The sequence below is a fragment of the Falsihalocynthiibacter sp. S25ZX9 genome (assembly GCF_041205405.1).
Taxonomy (GTDB): domain Bacteria; phylum Pseudomonadota; class Alphaproteobacteria; order Rhodobacterales; family Rhodobacteraceae; genus Falsihalocynthiibacter; species Falsihalocynthiibacter arcticus.
The window spans coordinates 173,459-188,989 of record NZ_JBGFCD010000002.1 but is presented as its reverse complement, the minus strand read 5'-3'; the positions used below and the strand labels follow the sequence as shown (position 1 = coordinate 188,989).

14 protein-coding genes are annotated in these 15,531 nt (G+C 53.8%); 5 read left to right on the top strand and 9 right to left on the bottom strand.

Annotation, left to right across the window (positions count from 1 at the left end):
- Positions 1-17: 17 nt before the first annotated feature.
- The 3 genes from AB9F29_RS02990 to mazG all read right to left on the bottom strand — a co-directional run bounded on the left by AB9F29_RS02990 (position 18) and on the right by mazG (position 3,048).
- Positions 18-971 (bottom strand): nucleoside hydrolase, encoded by a 954-nt coding sequence (locus AB9F29_RS02990; RefSeq protein ID WP_369754538.1) that lies wholly within the window; start codon positions 969-971, stop codon positions 18-20.
- Positions 972-1,100: 129 nt separating this feature from the next.
- Complete coding sequence (locus AB9F29_RS02985; RefSeq protein ID WP_369754537.1) at positions 1,101-2,099, bottom strand: Fe(3+) ABC transporter substrate-binding protein; 999 nt, start codon at positions 2,097-2,099, stop codon at positions 1,101-1,103.
- A gap of 121 nt (positions 2,100-2,220) precedes the next feature.
- The gene (gene mazG, locus AB9F29_RS02980; protein ID WP_335585467.1) at positions 2,221-3,048 is read right to left on the bottom strand and encodes a nucleoside triphosphate pyrophosphohydrolase; all 828 of its coding nucleotides are present in this window, start codon (positions 3,046-3,048) and stop codon (positions 2,221-2,223) included.
- Positions 3,049-3,117: 69 nt separating this feature from the next.
- On the opposite strand from mazG, the gene AB9F29_RS02975 reads away from it, so the two are divergent.
- The 5 genes from AB9F29_RS02975 (at position 3,118) to AB9F29_RS02955 (ending at position 7,862) form a co-directional block, all read left to right on the top strand.
- The gene (locus tag AB9F29_RS02975) at positions 3,118-4,281 is read left to right on the top strand and encodes a M20 aminoacylase family protein (RefSeq protein WP_369754536.1); all 1,164 of its coding nucleotides are present in this window, start codon (positions 3,118-3,120) and stop codon (positions 4,279-4,281) included.
- A 25-nt stretch (positions 4,282-4,306) separates the two neighbouring features.
- Positions 4,307-4,711 (top strand): DUF1499 domain-containing protein, encoded by a 405-nt coding sequence (locus tag AB9F29_RS02970; RefSeq protein WP_369754535.1) that lies wholly within the window; start codon positions 4,307-4,309, stop codon positions 4,709-4,711.
- A gap of 299 nt (positions 4,712-5,010) precedes the next feature.
- A complete protein-coding gene (prfA, locus tag AB9F29_RS02965; protein WP_039000620.1) occupies positions 5,011-6,060 on the top strand; it encodes a peptide chain release factor 1 in 1,050 nt (349 codons plus the stop codon).
- Complete coding sequence (gene prmC / locus AB9F29_RS02960) at positions 6,057-6,905, top strand: peptide chain release factor N(5)-glutamine methyltransferase (protein WP_369754534.1); 849 nt, start codon at positions 6,057-6,059, stop codon at positions 6,903-6,905. Before prfA ends, prmC begins: the two co-directional genes overlap by 4 nt.
- Before the next feature lie 234 nt (positions 6,906-7,139).
- Complete coding sequence (locus tag AB9F29_RS02955) at positions 7,140-7,862, top strand: DUF4167 domain-containing protein (protein ID WP_369754533.1); 723 nt, start codon at positions 7,140-7,142, stop codon at positions 7,860-7,862.
- A 64-nt stretch (positions 7,863-7,926) separates the two neighbouring features.
- Here the strand turns inward: AB9F29_RS02955 and rsmA are convergent, their stop codons facing one another.
- The 6 genes from rsmA to lptF are packed head-to-tail and all read right to left on the bottom strand — an operon-like array spanning position 7,927 to position 15,410.
- Positions 7,927-8,769, bottom strand: a complete 843-nt coding sequence (rsmA, locus tag AB9F29_RS02950) for a 16S rRNA (adenine(1518)-N(6)/adenine(1519)-N(6))-dimethyltransferase RsmA (protein ID WP_369754532.1) — start codon at positions 8,767-8,769, stop codon at positions 7,927-7,929.
- A gap of 9 nt (positions 8,770-8,778) precedes the next feature.
- A complete protein-coding gene (gene pdxA, locus AB9F29_RS02945; protein ID WP_335585460.1) occupies positions 8,779-9,753 on the bottom strand; it encodes a 4-hydroxythreonine-4-phosphate dehydrogenase PdxA in 975 nt (324 codons plus the stop codon).
- Entirely contained in the window at positions 9,750-10,976 is a 1,227-nt protein-coding gene (locus AB9F29_RS02940) for a SurA N-terminal domain-containing protein (protein WP_369754531.1), read from the bottom strand. Before AB9F29_RS02940 ends, pdxA begins: the two co-directional genes overlap by 4 nt.
- Before the next feature lie 47 nt (positions 10,977-11,023).
- Positions 11,024-13,192, bottom strand: coding sequence for an LPS-assembly protein LptD (locus AB9F29_RS02935; RefSeq protein ID WP_369754530.1), 2,169 nt, complete (start codon positions 13,190-13,192; stop codon positions 11,024-11,026).
- On the bottom strand, positions 13,192-14,289 hold the full coding sequence (gene lptG / locus AB9F29_RS02930) for an LPS export ABC transporter permease LptG (RefSeq protein ID WP_369754529.1): 1,098 nt from the start codon (positions 14,287-14,289) through the stop codon (positions 13,192-13,194). The genes AB9F29_RS02935 and lptG overlap by 1 nt, the downstream gene beginning before the upstream one ends.
- A complete protein-coding gene (lptF, locus tag AB9F29_RS02925; protein WP_335585456.1) occupies positions 14,286-15,410 on the bottom strand; it encodes an LPS export ABC transporter permease LptF in 1,125 nt (374 codons plus the stop codon). The genes lptG and lptF overlap by 4 nt, the downstream gene beginning before the upstream one ends.
- Between the last annotated feature and the right edge of the window lie 121 nt (positions 15,411-15,531).

Sequence of the window (15,531 nt, the reverse complement as noted above, 5' to 3'; positions counted from 1 at the left end):
TTTAATGTTGTTTCGGTCTAAAGCCGCCCGATGCGCTCCGTTAAAAGAGCGAAAAACCCGTCGGCGTCAATCTCGCTCATGAAGGTAGCATTCGGCGCGCGGTCCGTCACCCCCCACCAATCGGCAACCGTCATTCCAAGCGTCAATTTGGAGGTGGTTTCGATCTCGACATTGACGAAACGGCCTTGAAATAATTCGGGTGTAATCAAGTACGCAATGACGCAGGGATCGTGGAGCGGCGCGCCGAGGGAGCCGTATTTTTCTTTGTCAAAACGCTCAAAAAAGTCTGTCCACTCGGCGACCATTTTCCCTGGAGCCGTCCCTAGCGCACGAAAGGCATCCACCCGCGCGGCGGTGGTCAAAGCTTTGTGGGTAACGTCGAGGGGCATGACAGTGATTTTTATGCCAGATTTAAAAACAATATCAGCGGCTTCTGGGTCGACGTAGATGTTGAATTCTGCGGCGGGAGTGATGTTTCCTACTTCAAAGTACGCACCGCCCATCAAGACGATCTCTTGGACACGCGCAATGATGTCGGGCGCTTTTTCAAACGCTACGCCGATGTTGGTGAGAGGGCCAAGAGGGCAAAGCGTGACCGTGCCTGCGGGTTCAGCGCGCAGGGTTTCGATGATGAAGTCCACGGCGTGGCCCGCAGTCAGCGCCATCGTCGGTTCGGGCATCACAGGGCCGTCGAGGCCAGTTTTGCCATGCACATGTTCCGCGGTAACAAGGGCGCGCTTCATTGGCGCGTCGCAGCCCGCAAAAACCTTTGTGTCGGGCTTTCCCGCCAATTCACAAACGATGCGCGCGTTCTTTTCCGTGAGGGCCAAGGGCACGTTGCCAGCAACAGCAGTTATCCCCAAAACGGTTATGTCTTCAGGGCTTCCGAGCGCCAAAAGGATGGCAACGGCGTCGTCTTGGCCTGGGTCGGTATCGATGATGATTTTGCGGGGCGTTTTATGTGCATTCATTAACTTGGCTTCCTATCGTGAAGTCGAAGATTGCGCAGACAAACACGGATTTGCAAGTAAAGACTTGGCTATAAATGCAAACACCCCCGCACAATTGGCAGGGGTGTTTTCGTTTGGTCAGACCGAATATTAACCGTCAAAATCTACTGTTTCCGCGAGGCGAATGGCCTGTGCGCGCAACTGTGCGATTTCCATCAAGTTGGTCTCGTCTGCGGTGAATTCACCCCAGCTTGCAACAACAGGATCGACGCTTGTTCCCGGTGCTATTGGGTATTCAAAATTCTTCGCAGCGTAGATTTCTTGAGCTTTGGAGGACGCCAAGAATTCCATGAATTTCACGGCATTGTCCCTGTTTGGTGCATATTTCGTCATCGCGACACCAGAGATGTTGACGTGTGTGCCAGAGCCTTCAAACGTTGGGAAAACGATATCAACTGAGTCGGCCCATGCCTTTTGTTCCTCGTCGGCCAACATTTGGCCCATGTAATAAGTGTTGCCGATCGCGATGTCGCATTCTGCGGCCCAAATCGCCTTGATCTGTGCGCGGTCGTTGCCTTGGGGTTTGCGCGCGAGGTTGGCTTTTACACCTTCAAGCCATGTGGTGACATAGGCCTCGTCATGGTGCGAAAGCATGGCTGCGATCAACGCTGTGTTATAGGCGTGCGTTCCAGAACGGGTACAGATGCGCCCCTTCCATTTCGGATCTGCGAGGTCCTCATAGGTTGTGACTTCGCCGTCAGCGACACGTTCTTTGGACGCATAGATGACGCGGGCTCGGGTGGTAAGGCCAAACCATTCATTGTTTTCACCGCGCAGGTTAGCAGGGATATTGGCGGTGAGGATTTCGCTCTCGACAGGTTGGGTGAGGCCCGCTTCGATGACCGAATTCAAACGCGCAATATCGACCGTCAAAATGACATCAGCGGGGGTGCGATTGCCTTCGGCGGTCAGTTTTTCAACCATGCCTTTTTCAAGGAAAGCGACGTTCACGTCGATGCCTGTTTCCGCGGTAAAAGCTTCTGTGAGGGGGGCGATCAGTTCTGGTTGACGATAGGAATAGACATTCACTTCGTCGGCAAGAACGGGGGAAGCGAGGGCCAAAGTGGCAAGCGTAGTGATCAGGCGCATGGTATCTCCGAGTAAAAAGGTGCGAATTGTATGAGGGCTTTTAATCTGACTAAAACACTCAGGTCAAGAGTGGAGTGGATAATACCCCACTAAAATAATCGGAATAATTGTCGCGGGTAGATTACCCTGTTGTAACTGCGCGCTTTTCTAGGCGTTTCACAGCATCCCACAACGCGTCCATTTCAGCCAGATTGGACTCGACCGGAGTTTTTCCCTGCTCCGCAAGTAGGGCTTCGATCCCCTCAAAGCGCCGTGTAAATTTGGCGTTTGCAGCACGGAGCGCGGCCTCTGGGTCGACTTTCATATGGCGGGCAACATTGGCCATGACGAAAAGCAAATCCCCGAATTCTTCTTCAACTTCGGTTTGGGTAAGCTCTGCGCGTGCCTCGGCGAGTTCGTGGGTTTCCTCAACAACCTTATCCAAAACCTGCGAAATATCGGGCCAATCAAAGCCGACCCGCGCCGCACGTTTTTGCAATTTCACAGCCCGCAGCAGGGCAGGAAGCCCAACAGCCACTCCCTCCAGAGCACCTTTTTGTTCTTTGTCGGAACGCTCGGCGGCCTTGATTTTTTCCCAATCAACTGTTTGTTGCGCTGCAGATTTGTCGCGGCTTTCGTCACCAAAAACATGCGGGTGGCGGGCGATCATTTTGTCGCTGATGTTTTGGGTGATGCTTTGGAAGGTGAAATCTCCGGCCTCGGCACCGATTTGCGCTTGAAACACGACTTGAAGGAGTAAATCGCCTAATTCGCCCTCAAGTTCCGCAATGTCACCCCGTTCAATCGCGTCGGCAACCTCATAGGCCTCTTCGATCGTATAAGGGGCGATACTGGCGTAATCCTGTTCGACATCCCAAGGGCAGCCCGTTTCGGGATCTCTTAGACGCTCCATTATGGCCAAAAGTCGTGAAATTTCGCCATTTGACGTCAGGAGAGGTTGTTGTGCCATTGCAGCGCCCTTTTGTTTCAGAAAGACTATGGCGAGTTAGACAAACGACGGCATGGGAGTCCAGAGCAGATGGCAGTTATCAATCGGATAGGGGATCTGAGTGCGGAAATGACCACTTGGCGTCGGGCATTGCACGAGAACCCAGAGCTTGGTTTTGAGTGCCACGAGACAGCTGCGTTCGTCGCTCAGAAACTTCGTGAATTTGGGGTGGATTCGATTGAGGAAGGCATCGCCAAAACGGGGATTGTTGCGATCATCAACGGCCAGAAACCTGGCCCCACAATTGGCCTGCGCGCCGATATGGATGCTCTCCCGATGCAAGAAGAAAGCGGCGTGGAATACGCGTCCAAGAATGACGGAAAAATGCACGCCTGTGGCCACGATGGACACACGACGATGTTGCTGGGCGCCGCCAAATATCTCGTGGAAACCCGCAATTTTTCGGGGCGGGTAGCATTGTTGTTCCAGCCTGCCGAAGAAGGCGGCGGCGGCGGCGAAGTTATGTGCCAAGAAGGGGTCATGGACCGCTTTGACATCCAAGAAGTCTATGCCATCCACAACGCGCCCGAAGTGCCTGTCGGCAAGTTTGAAACCTGCGTCGGGCCGAATATGGCAGCGGTTGATAGCTTTGATATTTTCATCAAAGGGACCGGCGGACATGCCGCGATGCCACACGAAACTGCCGACCCGATTATGACTGCTGTCGCGCTTGCGCAAGGCATCCAAAGCATTGTGAGTCGCAATCACAAAGCGACCGACGATTTGGTGGTATCTGTCACACAAATTCACGCGGGGACCGCCGACAATATTATCCCCGATACGGCCTATATCAATGGAACCGTGCGCACCTTTGCAAAGGATGTACAGGCCATGGTGATGAAACGGCTTGAGGAGCTTTGTAGCGGATATTCAAGCGCTTACGGGGTGCATGCAAAGCTGGTTTATCACAAAGGCTATCCGGCCACGATCAATCACGCCGCGCAAACCGCAAAGGCCGCAGAAGTGGCACGGAGCATCGTGGGAGAGGCCAACGTCGACGCCGAGGCAAGTCGGATCATGGCCGCCGAGGACTTCGCCTATATGCTCGAAGAACGCCCCGGGGCCTATCTTCATTTGGGGCAGGGTATGGGCGCGCAAGTTCACCACCCCGCCTATGTTTTCAATGATGAAATCCTACCAATTGGCGCGTCTTTCTTTGCCCGTATGGTAGAAAACTCCCAGCCTTTAACCTGACCTTCATTTAGAGAATTGATACGTAATGATTAAACTACTCATGGGATTGGCGGGGGTCTTGGCCCTTTTTTCGCTCTATGTCCGCTTGGCACCTAGTCCCGCATCACTGTGGCACCGTTCGGTTCATGACATAGCGGAACCGTCTGAGAAGAGTTATCGGACCACGCTTCAAGGGATCGATTTTTTGCATCTGCATGATCTTATCCTGCAAACGGACCGCACAAAGGTTCTGGCGGGCTCTCCCGAGGAGCGTCACGTCACCTATATCACCCGTTCAGCGCTTTGGAACTTCCCAGATTATACCACAATTGAGCAATCAGGATCCGAGACGACGATTGTTGGCAGGTCAAGATTTGGGAAAAAAGATCTTGGGGTGAATCAGGCGCGTATCCAAGGATGGGTCGCGGATTTGATACAGACCGGAGGATAGGCAGCCCTCGGATTGTTCGCGCCACATTGGGTTGTTGAGCGACATCTCGCAGCGGGCGGTAAACATACGTCCATCAACCTGTAAGCAGACGGTTTGACCCAGTTCGACGCGACTTCCTGTTTTATCGGTGCAATAGCATGAAACCTCAGGCAGCGGTGGCGCAGCAACGCTTTGGTTGGCCGTTTCGGCAAGGCTTGCTGTGCCCAGCAAAGCAAAAATTAAGCTTAAACCGTTCATATGACGATCTTAGCACATTTCGCCCCCTTGACCAAATCCGGCAGATAACGCATTTCCATAGCATGATAGCAACAGACACACTCATGCAGATCCTGCAACGGTTTCAATTTCTCGAAGCTTCTATGGCGGAGGGAACGTCTGATATTGCGGTCCTGGCCAAGGAATATTCCGACCTTAAGCCCGTGGTTGATGAAATTCAGTCCTATCAACAGCTCACCAGTGATATAGCTGATGCCGAAGAGATGCTGTTGGATCCCGAGATGAAAGAGCTGGCGGATGAGGAACTGCCCGTTTTGCGCGCCCGACTTCCCCTCGCTGAATCCGCTTTGCAACTTACACTCCTGCCCAAGGATGAGGCCGATGCTCGTCCCGCGATGTTGGAAATCCGTCCGGGTACGGGGGGCGATGAGGCGGGGTTGTTTGCAGGCGATTTGATGCGAATGTATCAGCGCTATTGCGACAATCACGGGTGGAAATTTGAGATCATTGAATACAATGAAAGCGAGCTTGGCGGGGTCAAGGAATTGGTCGCGCGGATTTCGGGCGAAAACGTCTTTGCGCGCCTGAAATACGAAAGTGGCGTTCATCGTGTTCAGCGTGTGCCGACAACCGAAAGCGGCGGGCGGATACATACGTCAGCGGCAACCGTTGCCGTGCTTCCCGAAGCCCAAGATGTTGATATTAATATCAACACCAATGATATTCGCATCGATACCATGCGGGCTTCCGGCGCGGGTGGGCAACACGTCAACACCACCGATTCCGCCGTACGGATCACCCATATTCCCACAGGTATCATCGTTGTGAGCGCCGAGAAATCGCAGCACCGCAACCGCGAAATCGCGATGACCGTGCTCAAAACGCGACTCTATGATTTGGAACGTCAAAAGCTGCACGACGAACGCTCTGCCAGCCGCAAAAGCATGGTGGGGTCGGGCGATCGTAGCGAACGTATCCGCACCTATAATTTCCCGCAGGGGCGCATGACCGACCACCGAATCAACCTGACCCTGTATAAACTTGATCAGGTGATGGCTGGCGATTTGGATGAAACCATTGACGCGCTTACCACCCATGCTCAGGCCGAGCTTTTGGCCGAGATGGAAAATTGATCGCTGAGAAAACGGGGGCGGTTGCCCTTTTCGAAGCGGTTCAACTCCTTAAAAGGGCAGGGGTGGCCGATCCCGCCACCGACGCGCGTATTTTGCTCGCGCATGCCTTAAAAATGGAACGCGCGCGCCTCACTTTGGTGGTTCAGGAGCCGATGTCCAGCGTGGCCCTCGCGGAATTTGAGACACATATTGCGGCGCGCATGGCCCGCCAACCCGTGTCGCAAATTATCGGCCTGCGGGCCTTCTATGGGCGCGACTTTCGGGTGACGCCCGATGTCTTAGACCCGCGTCCAGATACGGAACTTGTGATTGACTTGGCCCTTGAACGCCCTTTTGAGCGGGTGCTTGATCTTGGCACGGGGACGGGCTGTATCCTGCTGACTTTGCTGGCGGAAACCAAGGCCACGGGGCTTGCGACAGACGTGAGTACTGCCGCGTTGGATGTGGCGCGCGGCAATGCCGAAGCGCTCAACCTTACCAGCCGCACTGAATTCATAATGAGCGATTGGTTCGCTGACATTCCACCACAGGCTTTCGACCTTATCGTGTCCAACCCTCCCTACATCAGTGCACAGGCCATGCAAACCCTCGCCCCCGAAGTGCGCGACTGGGAACCTCATGGCGCCCTTACGCCGGGGGGAGACGGTCTTGGGCCGTACCAAATTCTTACTCGAAACGCTCCCAGATATCTCGTACCAAACGGACGCCTCATCGTGGAAATTGGTTTTGATCAAGCTCCTCAGGTGGCTCAAATGTTTGAACAGGCGGGCTTTGCACAGGTTGCTGTTTCCAAAGACCTTTCCAACAATGACAGGGCTGTTTCGGGGGGTTGGGCGGAAAATTGACGGAAATTTCACACGTATTGTGCGAAAATCGCCTAATGATGCCTCTAAGATGAAATTTATGCTTGTTTTACGCGCGGGGTCGTGTTTACTCCTGATTAAGGTAAGGCGGCGGATGCTTAATAGGCGGTCCCCCTTGCTGATAAGCCAGAAATCGTCAGGGCCGGTATAGAAACCCCACGCAAGAGGCGCGGCATGGACCTTACGACTGCCATATAGGGCTGGATAGAAAAAAATATGAGATCTTCCAAAACACGCTCACGCGGTAAGAATAACCGTAGCCGTTTTCCATCAAACAATGGTGGCAACTTAACCAATCGGGTTTTCGATAGTTCGGGACCTGAAGGTAAGGTGCGCGGGACACCACAGCAAATAATCGACAAGTATAACCAACTGATGCGCGATGCTCAGTTGTCAAATGATCGAGTCGCTGCAGAGAATTTTGCCCAGCATTCCGAGCATTACACCCGCCTGTTGGCCGAAAATATGCGCGAAATCGAAGAGCGCCGTGAAAGCCAAGAAGCCCAAAACCGTGACCGTCAGGCGCAGCGCGACAGCGAGCGCACGGATCGGTTCGAACGTCAAGAAACGCAGGCCGCAGGTACTTCGCCGATTGAACCGCCCGTGCAATCCGCTCCGACGCCTGTTGCCAAGCCGGATACGCCGCGCCCCTATGTTCAGCCTGATTTGGGTTCTGGCCCACAACCTGATTTGTTGGATACAAGCACTGATAATAGCGGATTGGTGGATACGCCTGAGGCCAAACCGCGCAAGGTTTCTAATCGCCCGCCGCGTAAGCCTAGGACTGAAAACCCCGTTGCCGCCCCAGTAGACGGGGCCGAGCCAGCTTCAGAAAAGCCAAAACGCGCCCCGCGCCGTCGTAAGCCAATCGAGAAAAATGTCGATGCGGGTACACCTGCTTCAGAGGCTGCTCCCCGGTCCGAGCCAACAGGCGAGTAGGTCTTTAAAATACGTTAAAGAGAGGGCTAAAGGGAAACCTTTAGCCCTTTTTTATGCCTAGGGTTTAGGGTTTGGCTAACTCACGGGCCAAGGCACAGAATTGCTCAATGGACAATTGCTCTGCGCGTTCGGTGGGTTTGATGCCCGCTGCCATCAGACGATCTTCGATGTCGGGTGCTTGTCCTTTAAGGGCGGCGCGAAGCATTTTGCGGCGTTGATTGAAGGCAGCAGCAACCACGCGGGACAAAATTTTGGGGTCGGCCTCAAACAACGGTTTTTCGCGCATTTGTAAATGAACTACGGCAGAGTGCACCTTTGGCGCGGGGGTGAAGGCCTCGGGTGGGAGGCTCATGACGATACGGCAATCACAGCGCCATTGCGCCAAAATCGCGAGTCGCCCGTAGGGTTTTCCACCCGGTTCGGCGACGATACGATTCGCCACTTCGCGCTGGAACATCAAAGTCAGGCTCTGCCAAAACGGCGGCCATACGGCGGGGGTGAGCCAGCGTACCAACAGTTCGGTTCCCACGTTATAGGGCAAGTTGGCCGCAACACGGATGGGCGGCGTCAGCATGGACAATGGGTCGATTTCCAGCGCGTCGCCGTTGATCACCTCAAGTTGCCCTGGATAGACAGCGGCAATTTCCGCGAGTGCGGGGAGGCAGCGCGCATCTTTTTCCACGGCCAGTACGCGGCGCGCGCCTTCGGCCAGCAAACCACGGGTCAACCCGCCCGGGCCGGGGCCGATTTCGAGAACATCGCATTGCGTTAGGTCCCCCGCTTGGCGGGCGATTTTGGACGTCAGATTGAGGTCGAGTAGAAAGTTTTGCCCTAGGGATTTCTTGGCGGAAAGTTGGTGGTTTTCGATCACCTGCGCGAGCGAAGGGAGGGAGTCTATTGTTGCCATTGTTCGGTCCTAATTTTGCGCACGCGCAGTCGCCATTTTATGCGCAAGTTTGAGGGCTTCGATAAGGCTTGTGGGTTCAGCAATCCCACGGCCAGCAATGTCAAAAGCGGTGCCATGATCGGGCGAGGTGCGCACGAAGGGAAGGCCCAGAGTGACGTTGACACCGCGATCAAAATCGAGCGTTTTGATCGGGATCAGGGCTTGGTCGTGGTACATACAGACCGCTACATCATAGCTCGCACGGGCGCGCGCATGGAACATGGTATCTGCGGGCAGGGGGCCGCGAAGGTCCATTCCTTCGACCTGCATTTGCGCGATCACACCGTTGATCATGTCGAGTTCTTCACGCCCCATTGCCCCGCCTTCTCCAGCATGTGGGTTGAGGCCCGCGACGGCAACTCGAGGTTTGGATATGCCGAAGTCGCCCTGCAATCCGGCGACTGTAATCCGCAAGGTTTCGCGCAGCAATTCGGGGGTGAGTTGTTTTGGAACTTCGCTCAACGCAATATGGATTGTGACGGGTACAACGCGCAACTGATCACAGGCCAGCAGCATCACTACGCGCTCCACCCCTGCCAAATCCGCTAAAAATTCCGTGTGGCCGGGAAAGGCAAATCCAGCGCCATCTTTAAGGGCTTTTTTGTGGATGGGGTTGGTGCAAACTGCGCTGGCTTGGCCGGATTGAACCAATTTAACCGCCCTTTCTATCACGTCGATCACGCCTTGGGCGTTGGCCGCAGTGGCGGTTCCGAAGTGGTTCTGCGTAGCAAAAGAATGGGGCAAAACGGGTAGGCCACCGGCCATCGCGCTTGCGGCTTCATTTGGGTGGTCAATCAAAACATGGGGCACCGACCCCACCAAGTGGCGCGGATCGGCGATGAGGAAAAACGGCACAGATCCCGACAGTTCAGACCAAGCCTTCTCGGATATTTCCATACCCACGCCCGCAGGTTCGCCACAGGTTAAAGCAATCGGTGGAATCATGGTTCGCGGATCAAAGCGGTTGCCCGCAATTCAGCTAAATACGCATCGGCATAAGATGTGACGCGCTCGTTAATCAGGCGGGTGCGAAGGGCGTTGCGAGTCTCGTCCTCAACGATTTCGGCTGTGCGCCCACAAAGCATAAGCACCACCAAAGTCTGTCCGTCGTTGCGGGTTAAATTCGCCGAGACTTCGCCTTCGTCAAGTTTCGCAAGCTCTACCGCGATGTCGCTTGGCACGTCTGACTGGGCTTGCGAGATGATCTCAAGCTGCTCCTCGGTTGAATTGGGATACAGCCCATATAGATCGTCGCAGGAATCAGCAGTGTAACGCAGACTCATTGCTTGCTTCACGACGTTCGGTGCGCGCCCGCCTGGTAAATAGAGCCGTGCGTATTCCACCGCGAGGGCCGTCGGGATTGGCGCAGCCGTTTCCTGAATTGCACGCATTTGAAAAAACAGCAATGCATTTGGAATTTCAATAGGGTCGGTGATTTCACCGGGGGCGAGTGTCAGGAGAAGAGGGCGAAATGCAGGCGGCAAATCAGCGAGGGACAGCCAGTCTAACTGGCCACCATTTGGCGCGGATTGCGAAACGGAAACGGCTGTTGCTGCTTCGGAAAAAACCTTTGTACTCGTGATCTTCTGGATTTCGGCGCTAATGACGGCCGCGCGTTCTTGGTTCTCGGGCGTGTCAGCCGGAAGGACGATTTCGCCCAACAGCACCCGCACCCCACCGGTTTGGGACGACAGAGAAAGGGCGCGGTCAACTTCCGCCTCTGAGACGCGCCCGCGTTGACCAAAGAGCGTGCCCACCACCTCGCGCCAAAGGATGCCTGAAGCGACGAAATCCCGAAACGTTTGAACGTCAATGCCCTCTTCGGCCATGGCTTGGATGAACTCTTCTGGCTCAAGCTTTGCGCGCCCAGCGAACTCAATCATGCCTTGGTTTATGGCCTCGTCCTCAACGGAAATACCGAGGCGCTCAGCGGCATCCAAATAGAGACGCTCATCAATCAAACGGTCGGTGGATTCTTGGGTGAGGTTGCCAGCGGTGCCCAACGCTTTCAAGAAGAGGGCGCGTTGTTCGAGTTCATATTGTGTGATGATGCGCTCGTTGACTCGCACCACAATGTCAAATGGACCCTGAGCCTGCGCACTAGGCACGGCGCCAAGCACGAGAAAAACGGCAAGGATCGTATGAAAGAAGTGTTTAGATACTGTCATTGCTACTGGGCCTTGTTATTTGTCATTCTGGTCGTCACGTCGCGTGATTAATTGAAACGCCTGCATTTTTGAACCGACTTCTTGGGTTTTGAGCCATCCGAGCCAAACCCAGTAAGAGCAACGGTCATGCCAACACTCGTTGAAGGGTCCACGTTATCGGAGGAAGTGAAGCGGTGCGAGAGCGAAAGGTCAATCTCAACGCATTCATTTTGATAGGTTAAGCCGAAACCCGCTTCTGTGGGGGTGACGGCGGCCAAATCATAGCGCCAATATACATCACCAGACCACGTTGAGTTGATCAGGTAGTCAGCATCAAACGTCCATTCCGAAGTGTTTGTATATCGATCAAGCGCTGGTTCCGGTGTAAGCCAAATATAGCCTGTTGAAATATTATACCGATCATCGGTGTAAGTCAGGAGGTTTTCACTACGCGTAAACGAGAAGTCGTCGTCAATCAGGGAGTGCGATGCAAAGGACAATCTGTTTAGGATATCGACTTCAAAAGACGCTAACCAATCCGATTGAAAACCGGCTAATCCCGACCCTTGGTAGAACAAATCGGGGTCTTGGGCGCGCACCACCCTCCCAACGGTTGCTCCAAAGGTTAATCCGTCTGGGCTAACGCGTTTGTAAGTTAACCCAATATTGGCCCATGTCCCCGCTTCGCGTCGATCCAATCCGGGAAAACGGTTGCCCGAAAACATGTTACCCGGGTCCAATGTGGCGTCTTGGCTGTCTTCATTTGGCGGGAAGTCGCTTTGAAGAGGGCTGTAAAACACTTGAACGATGGGTTCCAAAAGGTGCTTTGTGCCATCCTGAGATGACTTCATGAGCGGCCAGCGCAATTCGGCCCCAAGGGTGCCATAAGTTAGGAACTCGGACGGCGGATATGTCGTATCTTGCTCAATACCATACAGTTCGGCCCCCACATCCGCCCCCGCGGAAAAGAGCATGCCGTTGCCAACGAGCGCTGTCTTTTTCCAACTTAGAAAGGCCGCGCCGCGTTGCACGTCCCGTCCGACAATGTTTTCGTCGGATTGGCGCTGTGCGGCATGAAAGGAGGCAGAAAACGTTGCCGATCCACCAACGCCGGCAGGAAAGAAACGTCGCTCATAGACCGAGTCAAAGGCGAGGTTGGGCAAGGTGGCATTGTCGTCGCCTTCGCGCAGGGATTCCGCATTGGAAAGCGCGGTGCTAATATACTCATATCGTTTCGCCCGCGACAAATCGATGGTGCTGTTGAGCAAATCTTGGTCCGAGAAATCATAGGTCAAAAGATAGTCATGATCCGAAACGATTTCGGCGCGAATTTTCAAGATAAAGTCCTGTGCCACAGCGAGTTCACCACCGCCAAAGAGATACCCGCGCGTGATGTCGGGCATGATGTCGTCCTTCGAAATCGCACCCTCAAATTCAAGCAATCCGTTCTGGAAGGCTTGGCGGTAACGATACTCCATCGTATTGGTATTATTGGTAACAAGAGGGGCGAGGGTGAGGTCTTTTGAGGTGCCAAAGGGCAGAAAATACGGAATCCGCACACCTTGGCCCAACTGGGAATTCGACACGAGGGACGGGATGAGAAAACCACGTGTGCGTTCGAGCGATGGGCCGGGAAGGCGCATGTATGGCAAGTAAAAAATAGGCACCCCCATGACCCGTAGTTGCGCTTTTTCGAAATAGAGTTGTTTTTCCAATTGGTCGTGTACGATGCTTTCGGCCCGTATTTCCCAAAGCGGTGTCGGGTTGCTCGCACAGACCTCACAGGAGGACGCAACCGTTTTGTAAAGGCGGGTATAGCGGCCGTCGACGCGTTGAATTTGGTTCGCGGCCATTTGCAATTGCTGGTTTAGGACAAGACGCGCGCCGACAAGAAGACCCTCTTGAAGGTCGCGGTCCAACGCACCACTATCCGCCAAGATCAGAGTTTCGGTGCCTCTAGTAAGGCTCATGGGCCCCTCGATCAGCAGCGTTTCTTGTTTGGATTGATAGGTGATTTTGTGCGCCTTCAAGTGCGCCTCGTCAAAGAAAACCTCGACGTTCCCCGTCGCGACCAAATCGCCGTCACTGTTCACTGAAATTGCATCGGCCACCAGACTTGCAGGACCATTCTGTTCCTGTTGGGTCGTGGTTTGCGCATGGGCAAACGTGGCGGGGATTGCAAACGCCACTAGTACCGCGCTAGCCAAAATGCGTGTCACAGGACGGATTTCGAGCATTACCCGTCCTCCATATGCAACAAGAGGGCCATCGCGATAAAAATTGACACGATGGGTGGTGACCACGTTGCAAGAGCAATCGGCAGTTGTCCGTTTTCTCCAAAAATTTGAAGGAAATCCCGAAGGAAGAAAAGGCTAAAGGCGAGGAGAATCGCGGCTAAAATCATCACCCCAGTACGGCCAAAACGCGTGTGGCGCATCGTGAAACCCGCGCCAATCATCACCATAGCCACAAACATCAACGGCATTGCCAACTCGCGATACAGCCAAGCCTTGTGTTTAAGGGCAGAGAAACCGGCGCGTTCCAACTGATCGATATAATTTGGTAAATCCCAAATCGAGATCGCATTGGGCGTTCCAAAACTGTCGCGAATTTTGTCAACAGTCAGGTCGCTTTCAAGGGCAAAATCTTCCAACAGAATGGCATCGCGCTCTGGGTTTGTACTGCCTTCAAGGGGCCATCTTTTGACCCCGCTCAATGCCCAGTATCCGTCCTCAAGCACCGCTGTTGCGGCCTCAATGCGCGTCAACGGGTCGCCTTCCTGACTGAAGATAAGGAACGTCACTTGCTGCAATTCGGTGCCGTCAAGATTGGCTCCTGCGGCGCGAATTACCGTTTGGTTTTCGCTGTCCACCTGCCGAAGCCAAAGGCCCTCCGCGCTGATCGACATAACAGAGGATTGGTCCGTCGTGAATTGGCGCGACACATATTCATATTGCTTTTTTGTGGCGGCCACGATGGGATTGAAAACCGCAACTGTGATGACCCCAAACAGAAACGCGACGATCACCGGCGAGATCAAACTTTTGATCGCACTTCGACCAGAGGCGCGAATGACAACCAATTCGCTACTACGTGCAAGCCCCAGAAACAGCGCAAGAGTCGCGAGCACAACAACAAGTGGCAAAATAGCATACATCGAACTCGGGGTATTGAGCGCCGCGAGGGTAATCAGATCGGAAAATCCAAGATCGACATTGCCAAATTTGCGAATTTGTTCAGCAATGTCGAGCAGAAAGGCAATGCCCAAAAAGACGGAAAAGACACCAAAAATGGCTTTCAAATACTTGCGTGCCAAATAGAAATAGAGAGTCATCGCGCCCACCTCCGCAATTGGGCAAGGACTTGCGGATTGGCGGCAAACCAAAGCAGGGTACCGGACATTCCGACACCAACAAGCGCTGGAAGATAGGCTGCCCACCAAAAGTTTGCGGCACGTAAACTCATGTCGAGGGCTGCCGAGTCGACAGCCTTCACAACAATCAACAGCACAAAGGCAAATCCAATCTGCGGCCAGAGTCCGAAGCGGCTAAACCCACCCAAAAGAAGGCAGGAAAACCCGATAAGGGCGCTCACCAAAGCCAAGAGAGGTTGGGAAAGCCTTTGATGCGCGGCAGACAGCATACGGGCTTCATTGACCTTCGTTTCCGCGAGGAGGGCAGGTGTCGGATGTAACAACTCCCAAGTGGATAACTCGCTGATCGTTCGGTTTCTTGTCGAGGGCGCGGCGATTAGGTCATTGATATCAAAAACTAAATCCTGAAAACTTGTGGTAAACAGCCGTTGCCCCTCCGCCCGCAAACTTTGCGCAATGCCTTCAAGCATCAACAACTTTGGTCCAGAGGCGTCTTCCACCAAAAGCGCGCGTTTGGCCGTATATGTGGTTCGGACGCCCTTAGAGCGTGCATCCGATAAAAGGATCTCATTCAGGGCTCCGTCAGGTGAAATATTGCGAATATAGAGCGTAATTCCCTTGGTCGGATTTAAAAATGTCCCGTCCACCAAAAGGCGCGCGGTGATGTTTCGCGACAATTCTAACGATCGGATTCCAATCTGTTTCGTCGCCGCAGGGATAAGAACGTGGGACAGAATGCTCATCATAATCGCCACAATAAACCCGAAAACGATCACCGGACGCGCCATGCGATACGGGCTGAAACCTGCCGACTGGACAACAACCATTTCGCTCTCGGACGAGAGCCGGTTCACCGCGTAAACCGTTCCAACAAAAGCAGAAAATGGTAAAACAAGGACGATGACGCGTGGCAAAGCAAGCGCGGTCAGTTCAAGGAAGACGCCAGCCGATTGACCGCTTGAGATGATTTGATCAAACAAAGATACCGCGCGATTGACCCAATAGACCAGCACGAGAACCAAGGAAAAGAAACCAAAGAGCACCATCAGTTGCGACAGGACATATCTGTCGAATCTCGCCACGTGAATCCCCTCGAAATCTTGGTTGAATTGGGTAAACTTATCGGAATATTGCGCTGGGGAAAACTGCTATCTGGTCATGTCGCCGTTTGGAGGCTACCAATATGGGGACACATTCAAAGGA

Bases quoted from the DNA above. Each gene is read 5' to 3' on its own strand.
- AB9F29_RS02940 (WP_369754531.1), bottom strand. From the start codon at position 10,976: ATGACAGTATCTAAACACTTCTTTCATACGATCCTTGCCGTTTTTCTC.
- AB9F29_RS02990 (WP_369754538.1), bottom strand. From the start codon at position 971: ATGAATGCACATAAAACGCCCCGCAAAATCATCATCGATACCGACCCA.
- mazG (WP_335585467.1), bottom strand. From the start codon at position 3,048: ATGGCACAACAACCTCTCCTGACGTCAAATGGCGAAATTTCACGACTT.
- lptG (WP_369754529.1), bottom strand. From the start codon at position 14,289: ATGACTCTCTATTTCTATTTGGCACGCAAGTATTTGAAAGCCATTTTT.
- AB9F29_RS02955 (WP_369754533.1), top strand. From the start codon at position 7,140: ATGAGATCTTCCAAAACACGCTCACGCGGTAAGAATAACCGTAGCCGT.
- AB9F29_RS02975 (WP_369754536.1), top strand. From the start codon at position 3,118: ATGGCAGTTATCAATCGGATAGGGGATCTGAGTGCGGAAATGACCACT.
- AB9F29_RS02970 (WP_369754535.1), top strand. From the start codon at position 4,307: ATGATTAAACTACTCATGGGATTGGCGGGGGTCTTGGCCCTTTTTTCG.
- AB9F29_RS02985 (WP_369754537.1), bottom strand. From the start codon at position 2,099: ATGCGCCTGATCACTACGCTTGCCACTTTGGCCCTCGCTTCCCCCGTT.
- AB9F29_RS02935 (WP_369754530.1), bottom strand. From the start codon at position 13,192: ATGCTCGAAATCCGTCCTGTGACACGCATTTTGGCTAGCGCGGTACTA.
- pdxA (WP_335585460.1), bottom strand. From the start codon at position 9,753: ATGATTCCACCGATTGCTTTAACCTGTGGCGAACCTGCGGGCGTGGGT.
- rsmA (WP_369754532.1), bottom strand. From the start codon at position 8,769: ATGGCAACAATAGACTCCCTCCCTTCGCTCGCGCAGGTGATCGAAAAC.
- prfA (WP_039000620.1), top strand. From the start codon at position 5,011: ATGATAGCAACAGACACACTCATGCAGATCCTGCAACGGTTTCAATTT.